The sequence below is a fragment of the Vibrio sp. 10N.222.48.A3 genome, from assembly GCF_041475345.1.
Taxonomy (GTDB): domain Bacteria; phylum Pseudomonadota; class Gammaproteobacteria; order Enterobacterales; family Vibrionaceae; genus Vibrio; species Vibrio tasmaniensis_A.
The window spans coordinates 1-11951 of the sequence record NZ_JBFRVX010000257.1; the positions used below are offsets into that span (position 1 = coordinate 1).

Sequence of the window (11951 nt, forward strand, 5' to 3'; positions counted from 1 at the left end):
AGCGGTACCAGTGTCCATAATCTTACTGCCATCGCTCTGGAATGCGCCTCAAATCGCAATCAAGATGGCAAAAGAACAGGGTTTGTAGAAGAGCCGAGTTTATAAAAGAGCAGGGTCTGTAAAGAAATGAGCCTGTAGATAAACGCTCTCTAAAAATGAAAGAGAAACAAGGTGTCAGCCTTTGAAAGAAGGCTGATACAAGGTTCCGAAAGGAAGAGGAAACCCGTACTGGTGAAGATACACCGGGCGGCACGTATTTAGGTCAATCGATCTAGTCAGGACAAATAATAAGGGGTGAGTTCACTTACCCCAAATAACGTGAAAGCTAACCAACACACTGTAAAAACGAATGCTTCAAATGATGGCAACGATCGGTTCTGAATGGCTAGCAAAATCCTATAACTATAAGGTGGTGAGCAAAATGGATGCACATCGTTCTACCTACACTGAATCAGCACTACGTGACGCGACTGTCGTCATGGCACCGGAAAGGCTAGGTGCAATGCACCAAACACGTATCAGCTTCGTTAGAACTCTGATTCGTAAAATGGCGCAGCAAGAATGGAAAGTGACGAAACATGAGTGGCAATTAGACGCTCAGGGTTTTGGTCATGTTATCTATAAGCTTACGACGCCAAACCATGTTTATCATTTGGTTGTTTTCTGCGATGAAATTGCAGATGACGAACGAAATGACCGTGTAATTGCTGAAAAGTGGGACGTAACGTTTGCGCTTGTTCTTGGTGATGTTGATGTCACCCTACTTGAAAGACTTCGTGCGAATGTACCACTTCAAGAAGCCGGCCGTAATCCTAACAATGTGCTTGTTTTAGCGCGTGCAAACAAAAGTGTACGTGTGTTTGAACATATCGTTAGTCACCTGGCTAAAGGTGTTCAACCAACGCCCAAAGAACTGGCTGAAGTAGGCTACATCCTGCGAACCACTGCCGTTTATGGTAATGGCAAATTTGGCATCGCTGATTTTAAAATCTTAGAGAAAAATGAAGATTTTAATCAGTCGTTTAGCGCGCAAATGTGTGCGGTGTATATGCTGCGTGAGTTCAGCTTAGACTGGGTTCATTACCTAGCCGAACAACAGGGCGGTGAACAAGCGATTACCTTGCATCGAGGATTACAACGTTACCTTGGTGTTGGTAATGCAACTGGTTTAGGCATGGCGCCATACCTTATTAACCACCCTAGTATTGTCGATCAGTGGATGACGACCCGTGAACATGCATTGGCGGACGTGTTGTCCAGTGAGACTAATACGGCGTTGATCGAGCCACTACGTACCTTAGTTAAAAAAGCGATTTGTCATTTAGAACAAGTCATTACCATCAATGAAACACAACAAGAGCTGAACAAAGCTGCTGTTGATGATTTGAAGCACACAGAACAATCATTAGAAGCTTCTGTCAGCCTGTGCGATACATGGTCGCAGTTAGTCGAGCAATCTAAGCAAATGAGTATGGAAGCCCAAGAAATCCTTATCTCATGTTTGATGGAATTGTACCCAGAATTAGTGGACGCCCATCAAGAGCAAATGAATTGCAGCGAAACACTGTCGCTTCCTAGCGGCAAAAAGATTCAAGATCTTCTTGTTGTACTAGAAGAGAAGTATCGCTGGGCGATCACGACCGACTTTACAAAAGCAGAGAACAACTACTGGTTCTGGTATCGCTCTCAAGACAAAGAAGAGCCAAGGCTCGGAGTTCGAGGCGAAGAGTTGGGTGAAGAGCGTGAACTGCCGTTGGATATTGGCCGTCAAGCTTATCGTTTGTACCATGCTTTATTGCAATTTGCGCCTGAGCTTTCATTGGCCGAATTCCTTGTTAAACAGCCGCAACACCGTGCCATTGCGCGCCGTGTGTGGACGCTAGGTAACAAAGCGATGGGTGACATTCAAATGAATGTGCTGCATCAAGATTCGCCGCCAATGCACTTACTGCGTTGTAAGCTAGCAATGTTTGGTGCGACTAAATTTGATCCTCGCTCAGATCGTTGGGTACGAGTGACGTTTTTCCAAGGTGCGCCATTGCTTGATGAAATTCATCAGGACGAATGGGTGTTCCCACTGTTACCGAGTGAAGCGGAGATGGCTGACTCAAATCAAGTTCCTACAAATATCAACGCTCAACATGGAGGTAAATCGTTATGATCGTTTCTCACAATGAACTGGTAGCGGCCGTTAATAAAGCCTTTTTGGGTATGCGTCGTACATGTGGTGAAGCCGATGTGATAGCGAACATGGTGGCAGATTTACAGATGGTTGGCTTGGATGGTGTTCGTCATTTTAATAATGCGAGCAACTTTATGGGGTTAGAAGACGATTGCCCTGTAGACATTCAAGTGCGCAGCGATAACACTGTTGAAGTCGACCTGCACAAGGCGAGCTTAGCGTGTCACCTTCCTGTGGTTATCGATTACGCCATTGAACAAATGGTCGGTAAAAAGACGCTGAAAATTGAGTTAAATAATTGCCACAACCGTTGGTTGGCGTACAGCGAGCTTGTAAAGTTAGCTGCGAAAGGTATTGCGTGCATGGCACGTTGGGATAACGGTTCTAACCCCAAGAGCACTTTGTATGTTCTTAATCGTGGTTGCGTTGCTCCGGAACTGTTTTTATCAGATTTGCCACTGGCATCGTACGAACATATCCACAATATGACCATCGAACTTTCCGTCCAGGATTTCGATATCGAACGTTTGTCAGATGGCTACCAAACACACATTGAATCAGAAGCGCTTTTTAAAACTCAAGAGAAAGCGTGGAACGATGGCATTGAAGTTGATGATGGGGAGTGGGCGGCACTGAAAGAGACCGCTACCGCAATTTTAGTTCAGAGCAGCGAACGCTCGACTCAAGGTGCAGGTGAACTGACAGCTTCGTAGCCGTTAGATTTAATAGGTTCATTAGAACTAACAGGTTCGATAGATTATCAGCGAGTAAGCTAGTTAGTTTATCAAAACAGATAAAACCAAAGAGCTTAACGTATCCTCACCTCGTTAAGCTCTTTTTATTTGTCCCTCTTTTTTTGCTTCACTCTTTTGATCTCTCGCTGGATTTACCTATTCTAAATTGACTGTTTTGACACACGTTGTTACCCGTTGAGAGGTAATTGAACAATTAAACGAAGCACCTTCACATTCATGTTAAACAAACGGTTTCTTTTAGAAGCCACTATGCGTATCTTGCTAATTCTAGGTGCCAACGGGCGCCATTTTTATTCGTACCGATGACATTAGAATCAGATAAAAGGAATGAAGCGTGCAAGCTAACTTTATTGATGGAACCACCCTGTATCGTCAGCACTCTTTTGAGTTGCCACTCGATTACCAAGCCAAAGATGGACAACAGATCCAAGTCTTCGCACGTGAGCTGGTTGATCTCGCTAAAGATGCGCAAGAGCTGCCGTGGCTTATCTACTTTCAGGGCGGCCCAGGCTTTCCATCTCCACGAGTGAGCGGTCAATCAGGTTGGCTAAAGCGTGCATTACAAAACTATCGTGTTCTGCTTCTTGACCAACGTGGTACTGGCAATAGCACGGTGATCAGCCATGAAACATTGGCCCATCTGTCTCCAGAACAACAAGTCGAATATTTAACGCATTTCAGAGCGGATAACATTGTTCGTGACGCCGAAGCGATTCGTGAGCAATTCGGTGTTAAACAATGGTCGACGATTGGTCAAAGCTTCGGTGGCTTCTGTACACTGAGCTATTTGTCACTGTTTCCACAGAGCTTGCAGCGCTGTTATGTGACGGGCGGCATTCCGTCTATTGAGCGCGAAGCTGACGATGTTTATCGTGCGACTTACAAGCGTGTAGAAGACAAAAACAGAGCCTTTTTTGCTCAGTTCCCACTAGCACAAGCTATGTGTCGTGAGATCTCTGATTACCTGCTTAACAATGATGTGAGACTGCCAAACGGTCAGGTGTTTACCGTTGAACAGTTCCAGCTTATTGGCATTAATCTTGGTGGCGGCGAAGCGAACCTTCCTATGTACTTCACACTGGAAAGTGCGTTTGTTGAAGTGAATGGTCAAAAGCAGTTGAGCTACAGCTTCTTAAATCAAATGCAGCAAGAGCAGGGCTACCTAACGAACCCAATCTACGCTATTTTGCATGAATCGATTTACTGCCAAGGTGCAGCGTCTAACTGGTCTGCACACCGAGTACGCGAGCAGTACCCACACTTTAACTACCAATCGGGTTGCGAGTTCTGGTTTACCGGAGAAATGGTGTACCCATGGATGTTCGACCAACTAGAAACGTTGAAACCATTACGCGAAGCGGCAAACATGTTGGCCGAGAACTCGGACTGGGGCACTTTGTACAACGCAGAGCAGCTGAGTAAGAATACGGTTCCAATGGCATGCGCAGTTTACGCGGATGACATGTATGTAGAGCTGGATTACAGCCGTGAAACGCTAGCGAACATTCCAAACTCAAAAGCGTGGATCACTAACGAGTATGAACACAATGGCTTGAGAGTCGATGGTGAACGAATTGTAGATAAATTAATGACGATGGTCGAAGCGTTAGAGAACCTGCCAAAATAGTCAAACTCTCTGCGTAGGTTATCTACGTTAGAGACAAGATACGCTAGAAACAAGAAAACGCTGCATCCGTGCAGCGTTTTTTTTATGTCATCAAACTCTGTTTTACTCAGTATCGTATTGATTACTAGAGCGAGTAAAACAGAGAGTTTAAGAACCGGGAGGGATAGTTCCTAAACTCATTATGGTTGGATGACGATATCTTGATTTTCAGTAGTCGATAAGCTGGCGCGGTCCTGTTCGATAAGTTGAGCCGCATAAGAGGGAGTCACAGCTTGAACTTCGCCCTTGGAACGAATAGTTAGTGCTTCCCACGCATGATCTCGGTATTTGCCTGTTTGTGTATATTCAATAAGTACTCTCATGATTCTTCAATCCGATGTGTGGTTAACGTGCTACTAACATTAGCGCCATTGTGGAGGTTGCACACCTGTTAAAAATGGAACATAAGATTAACCAAATGAGAATGCGTGTAACTTGAAAAACAGACCTTATTGAACTTATCTTAACTAACTGCATTTATCGTAACCAACGGTACTTATCGTAAATGGCATCCATAAAAAACGCTGCACAGTGGCAGCGTTAAAGTTGAGAGCGGTTGAAGATTGTTTAGCTGTTTTCTAAGCCAACAATCTTGCGTGCAGACATCACTGCGCTATCCAAATCGGTCAATCTACCAGCACTTGCTGGACCAAGAACTGATGAATACAAAGCCAACTGCTTCTCAAATGATAAATCTAATTGGTTATATAGATTTTGGCGGATTTGAGCGTGTTGCTGTGGCTTTGCGCTCGACAGACCTTCCAATGTATCGTAGATGAGTGTAGTTGTATCCATATCTGTCCTCTGCTGCACCTTTATAAAATTTTGCGTATTATGCACCTGGTACTGTATTTGTTCTGCGAGATTGATCGCATTGTGTGCAGCTCTGCTTAATTGTGTAATCAGTTGGTTATAGCTGTGTAATTGGCAGGATGTGATTATGTTGTCGTCTCAATCGTTGAGAGTGTCAGCTTGATAACAAAGAAAAGGAGACACGCTGGTCTCCTTTTAATTGATTAAGCTGTGATAGAAGTAACGTATTGTTGCTGCTTACCGAGTAAATTGAATACGTACAGAACCTAGCGAATGTTAATGTTCTTATCTCGACTTTCGTACATTTCAGGTGTGGTGTGTAACCCTCCAGCGTAACCTGCAGCTTCAAGAGTTTCTCTTACCTCTCGAACGTGCTCTGCCGTTACTGGTTCCTCTCTATCTCCAAGGTGCAATCGCACGAAAGTGATCAACTCAGCCAACCTTTGATCCGACAGCACATCTTCAAAGCTTGCCATTGGCATGAAGTTTCTGTCTTTGTCGAGATAGGTGGGTTGTAGGCCACGCACGGTTACTGCGATGGTGTTGAATGGATCGCTGTGCATGATGATGCCGTTATTCAACAGAGTAGGGGCGATAGGGTCACGTCCCTTACCATCGTCACCATGACAGGCTCCACATGTCTGGCGATAAGTGGTGTAAATGTCAGTCGCGTAAGAGTCTTCATCAAACCCTTTGGGCTGCAACGGAACGGCGTCACTGCTGATGGTGTTGTTGATGTCACCACTGAGTAGGTAATAGGACATCGACTCGATATCTTCACGCGTCATCAAGCTTAGGCTGTTTTTTACTACGTCTGCCATGCCCGCAAAAGCAGTCCCTTTGTCTGAGTGACCCGTGTGTAAGAAATCGGTCAGTGTCGCTTCATCCCAACCATCGACATACAGCTCGTTGGCCGTGATATCGGGCGCATTCCAACCGTCAATCAAGTTACCTTGGAAAATACGTTCGGGTATCAGAGCTTGAGCAATGTTTCGAGGGGTATGGCACTCAGAGCAGTGTCCAAGACCAGCAACCCAATATTTCCCTTGTTGCCATTTCTCAACGTTTTCGACTTCCGATTTAAGTTCTTCAGGCACTTGATAGTCAATCGGGTCGGTATCCATGAACACAATGTTCCACCCGAGCAGACCTAGACGTATATTCGAGGGAAACATCATGCTGTTGTCGTCATTGCGGCGAGGCACCGCGGTGATTGACTGCATGTATTCCCACAAGTCGAGCATGTCTTGGTCGGTGAGGTATTGATAAGAGGTGTAAGGCATTGCAGGGTACAGGTAACCATTCTTACCTTTGCCTGCAACTAACGCGGCTCGGAAATTATCAAAATCGTAAGTACCAATACCTTCCGTTGTATGGGGTGTAATATTGGTTGAATATACGGTGCCGAAAGGGGTCACAAACGGCAGGCCGCCAGCAAAAGGTTCGCCACCTTCGGCACTATGACACGCGACACAGTCACCGGCATAAGCGAGGTATTCACCACGTTCAACAGACTGAGCTTCTAGGTTCGCGAGTCTTTGCTGCTGCTCTGAGCCCGCATGTCGAATGTAAGCACCCAGTGCGAGTATCTCGTTTTCCGTAAGCTGTTTATCAAACGCAGGCATCAGGTTGTTCAAGCCTTTGTTGATAGTGTGCTGAATTTCTTCAATACTGCCGCCATGCAGCCAAATATCGTCGGAAAGATCAGGGACGCCGATCGCCGGATTCGCGATAGAACCATCGGCGTGACAAGATGAACAGTATTTTGCAAACAGCTCTTTGCCGACTTTGACTTTCACCTCTGGAACATCGGTATGGCGTTGATTGAGCGAAGCTAAGTAGTAAGAAACCTTAGCCACTTCATCGGGGCGCATTATCTCGCTCCAACCCGGCATCGCGCCATTTCGCCCTTTGGCGATCGAATGAATGATCGCTTCATCACTACCACCATATAGCCATTCTTGGTCAATAAGGTTAGGGAAGTGTTTCTGACCTTGAGCGTTGTCGCGGTGACAAGCCGCGCAGTGAGTTTGGAACAAGATTTGTCCGCTGTTTACTATTTCGGGTATGCCAGACAATCCTTCGAGGGTGGTTTCCGTTGTTTGAGAGAATTGCTCGTTTAACGTTGTGCTGGGTGAGCTGAGTTTGTCGTCACTTTGCTTCCAATCGACTAACCCTTCCCATTCACCAAGCCCGGGGTAGAGCACCAAATAGCCAGCAGACAATAGAAAGGCAATAGCATAGCTAACAAAGAGTAGTTTTGGCGGTGGCGCATCTTTTTCTTCAATCCCATCAAAAGTGCCAAGGGTGTGGTCTTGATCGGCTTGGTGATTGCTACGCCAATATTTAACGACAACAGACACCATAAGAACGAAGAAGATTAAGGTTAAAATTACCGCCCATAGATTCCAAAATGCACTCATTGTGATACCTCCTGTGACGTATCTTTACCAAGGCTTTGTAGATAGCGGATCAGAGCTTCACCTTTGGTTTTTCCTCTTACTTGTAATCTGGCGTCACCTATTTCTTGGTCAGTATAAGGAACGCCAAGTATGCGGAGGGTTTCCATTTTGTCGCTTATGTCGTCGCCTGACAGAGTCTGTTCAAATAACCAAGGGTAGGCGGGCATGATCGATGTCGGTACGACTTTTCGAGGGTCAATTAAGTGAATAGCATGCCACTGGTCAGAATACTTTCTCCCTAAATTAGTGAGGTCCGGACCCGTGCGCTTAGAACCCCACAAGTTAGGAAATTCGTAGATGTCGTCTGCTTCTTTGTTGGGACGACCATTACGTTTCACTTCAGGCTCTAGAGGGCGAACCATTTGTGTATGGCACACATGACAGCCTTCACTGATGTAGATGTCTCGTCCTGCTAACTCTATCGGTGTGAGTGGCATCGCTAAGCTGCCTTTGGCAATATCATCGCCACGGACAATGCTTGGCACTACCCAGACCAACAGAGAGAAGGAGGCCACGACAACAGTGGTCAAAATTAAAATGACGATTGAATGTGTAAAGTCTTTACTCATCATTTAAGCCCCCTCATTAACGGAGTGTTTAGCGTTATGTACTACTGGCATACGAACGGTTTTGTACAAGTTGAAAGCCAATAAGAACAATCCAAGTACAAACAGCGCGCCACCAAAGAAACGCATGAATAGCCAAGGTGCTTTAAAGTCCATAGCCTCTACAAAACTGTAAATCAGTTCGCCATTTTCATTTTGAGCGAGCCACATATATCCCTCGCCGATGCCTGCGATCCAAAGTGCTATCGCATAGATGGCGACGCCAGCATGAGCGAGCCAAAAGTGCCATTTAATCAGTCGTCGTGACCATAGTTCGGTTTGGCCCCATAAGCGTGGAATGAAATAGTAAAAAACCGCTATCCCTGACATTCCAACCCATCCGAGAGCCGCGGAATGTACGTGCCCGATGATCCATTCGGTGTTGTGTGCCACCATGTTGAACCAGCGAATAGCGAGTAGCGGACCTTCGAATGTTGCCAAGCAGTAGTAAAGAATCGCTGAGAAAAAGAATAAAAGAATGTAGTCGGACTTCAGCTTTTCTTTGTTTTGTAGGAGGGTCATTGCGCTATTAAACGCACCGGCCCAAGAAGGGAGCCACAGGATCAATGACATCACGATTCCGATGTTCTGAATCCAGATGGGAACGGAAGAGTAGACTAAGTGGTGCGTTCCGGCCCAGGTGTAAAAGCCGACCAACCCCCAGAAATGGATCACAGACAAGCGGTACGAGTAGATAGGTCGGTCCGCTGCTTTGGGTATGAAATAGTAATTCATACCAATCACACCAGCGGTCAGCAAGAAGCCGACGGCATTATGTCCCCACCACCATTGAACAATCGCATCTTGAGCGCCTGCAAACACAGAGTAGGACTTCATCGCCAACACAGGCATCGCGAGGTTGTTCACGATGAAAATCATTGCAACGACGATGATGAAAGCAGCAAAGAACCAGTTAGCCACGAAGATATGGCTGACCTTTCGTTTAGCAAGGGTGCCAAAGAACAACACCGCATACAGCACCCAAACCAACACAATCATCAAGTCGATTGGCCACTCAAGCTCCGCATACTCTTTTGAGCTGGTGTGGCCTGCGGGTAAGGAAATGATCGCAAGCAATAGAATAAATTGCCATCCCCAAAATACCATCCATGAAAGGCTTTTATTGAACAACTCACAATGGCCTGTTCGCTGGGCAATGTACAAAGATGTCCCCATCAAGATGTTCACGACGAACCCGTAAATCACCCCAGATGTATGTAGCGGGCGCAGTCGACCAAACTGGAAATATTGAGAATCGAAGTTTAAGACTGGCCAATACAATTGCGCGGCGAGAATCACCCCGATGATCATACCTACGATTGCCCACACTAAAGACGCGATGATGAAGTACTTAACGACCTTAATGTTGTATTGCGGTGTCACTTGTTCCATAACAAGGCTCCTTGCCTAAAGCTTTTATTCGCTGACTGAATTTGATTCGTTGAGTGAGTTTGAATCGTTGCCGAGCATCGAATAGAAATAGGAAATGTCGCGGATGTCTTGGTCTGAAAGTGTGTCGGCTTGTTGCTGCATGAGAATTGCCAAACCACTGGTTCTTTCCCTTGTCTGATAGTCTTTTAACGAGGAAATGAGATATCCCACCTTTTGACCGCGAAGGTTCGGGTAAGGGTCTTGTGTTGAGATACCATCAACGCCATGACAGGTCATACACACCTTGGCTTTTTGTTTTCCTAACTCGAACTGCTCGTCGTTGGATTCTGCGTAAACTGGATTCATGACAGCCGTCATTAGCAGAATGGAAAGTGCGGTTATGGGGTTAAACTTTTGCTTATTTAATCTCATTACGTATTCCCTTATTGAAGAAAAGAGCGAGTGCTTGATGACCCTCAGAAAACACTCACCTTGGTGTAAAGGTTATGCATGCATAAGCGTTCTCGCTACTTACTGACTCATATTTATTGTCAATTTTGTTAGTCAGTACGTATTCAGTGGCAAGATTGGATTACTCATTGCCTTTAAAACGCAGGGATTACTTGTATGAACGCTAATTAAAGTCTTATTTAGACAAGGAGAAGGTGTTGTTCGCACCTGGTTACAGGAATGAAACATTATTTGAGAAAGGTTCGAACTGCATCATTGAGAAAATAGGCAATGTCTAAGCAAGTCAAATGACTAATATGAACTAGACTCAAATTAGTGACCTTTTAAAATGGAGTTTAAAATGAGAGCTGCACTTCTGTTTATCCTTTCACTGTGTTCATTTTCTATTTTTGCAGCATCGGAACTGACAATATTCGATCACTTAGGGCAAAAGCATCAATTCAGTCGAGAACAACTGTTATTGCTTCCTCAAAAAGAAATCACCACGTCATTACCTTGGCTGGATGGAGAATTGGTTTATAGTGGTGTGGCCTTACAAACGGTGCTTGAAACTATGGATTTACCCATGGCCTCGCAGGTAACTTTTGTTGCACTAAACGATTATAAAATAGCGGTGCCCAAAGAAGACTTTGACGACTACCAGCCGATCATTGCGATTAAACAAAATGGCCAATTTATGTCAGTCAGAGAAAAAGGTCCGTACTGGTTGATATATCCACTTTCTTCGACTCCAGACATTGATAACACTGACTTCCATGCCAAGATGATCTGGCAGATACGCGATATTCATTTGTAAGGACTTAGTATGAAAAAGCTGTTGTCATTGACTGCAATTAAAGTCGTCGTGTTATCTTTAGCGGCAGTGGTACTCACCATTAATATCTACAGTGTGACCCGCATTAACGATATCAATAAGAGTTTTTCCACCCGACAAAATGAGGCAACGTGGTTCGTTTTTCAATTGGTGAAAGAATACGCCAATTTCTTGATGGTAAGCCGTTCTGAAACTATTGATTATGATGAGTTATGGTTAGCGTACGATATTACGTGGAGCCGTTTTGACATATTAATTAACAGTACTGAGTCCTCCAATTTCATCAAGTCAGCAAACTTTAAACCTTATTTTAGTGCGGAATTTGATAAATTTAAGAGCTTGGAATCCTCAATTAAACTGGTCAGTCAAGGGTTGTTGCCCAAGGAATCTCTGCAGAAAAAAGTCGATATTTGCTACCACACACTCGTCGATTTTATTAATGACAAGTTTCGATTACAAAGCCCTGTGATTGAAGAAAACACCTCTATGGTTGATAACTTAGTGACAGTTCATCGGATCAGTAGCGTTTTTCTTGTTGGCATCTTGTTATTGACTGGGATTATTTTTTATATGGATTTTTCTATTAAAAGAAAGCTCTACTCTACGGATTTTATTACAGGATTTCGCAATCGAATTTCGTTGATGAAATTTGTTAAGAATAGCTACTCGAAGGACAAAAACTTTGATCTCTATTTTGTCCGAATCAGAAATCTTACCGAGATTAATCAAAAATATGGCCTTGAATATGGGGACCTTGTGGTGAGCTCGGCTGCTAAGTCTTTGACCACCAAGATCCCTGAAAGCACCATTTC

General features: G+C 44.7%; 11 protein-coding genes. 5 read left to right on the forward strand and 6 right to left on the reverse strand.

Going from position 1 to position 11951, the window contains the following annotated elements; translation table 11 throughout:
• Positions 1-358 precede the first annotated feature (358 nt).
• The 3 genes from AB4653_RS08555 to AB4653_RS08565 all read left to right on the forward strand — a co-directional run bounded on the left by AB4653_RS08555 (position 359) and on the right by AB4653_RS08565 (position 4564).
• On the forward strand, positions 359-2161 hold the full coding sequence (locus AB4653_RS08555) for a hypothetical protein (RefSeq protein ID WP_102257619.1): 1803 nt from the start codon (positions 359-361) through the stop codon (positions 2159-2161).
• The gene (locus AB4653_RS08560; RefSeq protein ID WP_102257620.1) at positions 2158-2895 is read left to right on the forward strand and encodes a DUF3726 domain-containing protein; all 738 of its coding nucleotides are present in this window, start codon (positions 2158-2160) and stop codon (positions 2893-2895) included. The genes AB4653_RS08555 and AB4653_RS08560 overlap by 4 nt, the downstream gene beginning before the upstream one ends.
• Before the next feature lie 376 nt (positions 2896-3271).
• On the forward strand, positions 3272-4564 hold the full coding sequence (locus tag AB4653_RS08565) for an alpha/beta fold hydrolase (RefSeq protein ID WP_102257621.1): 1293 nt from the start codon (positions 3272-3274) through the stop codon (positions 4562-4564).
• A gap of 179 nt (positions 4565-4743) precedes the next feature.
• Here AB4653_RS08565 and AB4653_RS08570 read toward each other — a convergent pair whose 3' ends face one another.
• The 6 genes from AB4653_RS08570 to AB4653_RS08595 form a co-directional block, all read right to left on the reverse strand.
• Positions 4744-4926: a hypothetical protein gene (locus AB4653_RS08570; protein ID WP_102257622.1), complete on the reverse strand. Its 183-nt coding sequence runs from the start codon at positions 4924-4926 to the stop codon at positions 4744-4746.
• A gap of 244 nt (positions 4927-5170) precedes the next feature.
• Positions 5171-5398: a PAS factor family protein gene (locus AB4653_RS08575; protein ID WP_004730426.1), complete on the reverse strand. Its 228-nt coding sequence runs from the start codon at positions 5396-5398 to the stop codon at positions 5171-5173.
• Positions 5399-5682: 284 nt separating this feature from the next.
• On the reverse strand, positions 5683-7839 hold the full coding sequence (locus tag AB4653_RS08580; RefSeq protein WP_102257623.1) for a c-type cytochrome: 2157 nt from the start codon (positions 7837-7839) through the stop codon (positions 5683-5685).
• Positions 7836-8450 carry a cbb3-type cytochrome c oxidase subunit II gene (locus tag AB4653_RS08585; RefSeq protein ID WP_009844942.1) on the reverse strand — a complete coding sequence of 205 codons (615 nt, stop codon included), beginning with the start codon at positions 8448-8450 and terminating at the stop codon, positions 7836-7838. Before AB4653_RS08585 ends, AB4653_RS08580 begins: the two co-directional genes overlap by 4 nt.
• Positions 8451-9875, reverse strand: coding sequence for a cytochrome-c oxidase, cbb3-type subunit I (gene ccoN / locus AB4653_RS08590; protein WP_009844943.1), 1425 nt, complete (start codon positions 9873-9875; stop codon positions 8451-8453).
• 24 nt (positions 9876-9899) lie between these two features.
• A complete protein-coding gene (locus AB4653_RS08595; RefSeq protein ID WP_009844944.1) occupies positions 9900-10286 on the reverse strand; it encodes a cytochrome c in 387 nt (128 codons plus the stop codon).
• A 367-nt stretch (positions 10287-10653) separates the two neighbouring features.
• Here AB4653_RS08595 and AB4653_RS08600 point away from each other — a divergent pair, with 367 nt between their 5' ends.
• Positions 10654-11121 (forward strand): hypothetical protein, encoded by a 468-nt coding sequence (locus tag AB4653_RS08600; RefSeq protein ID WP_012600765.1) that lies wholly within the window; start codon positions 10654-10656, stop codon positions 11119-11121.
• Positions 11122-11130: 9 nt separating this feature from the next.
• The coding region (locus AB4653_RS08605; protein ID WP_372103846.1) for a diguanylate cyclase domain-containing protein at positions 11131-11951 on the forward strand (821 nt) is incomplete at its 3' end.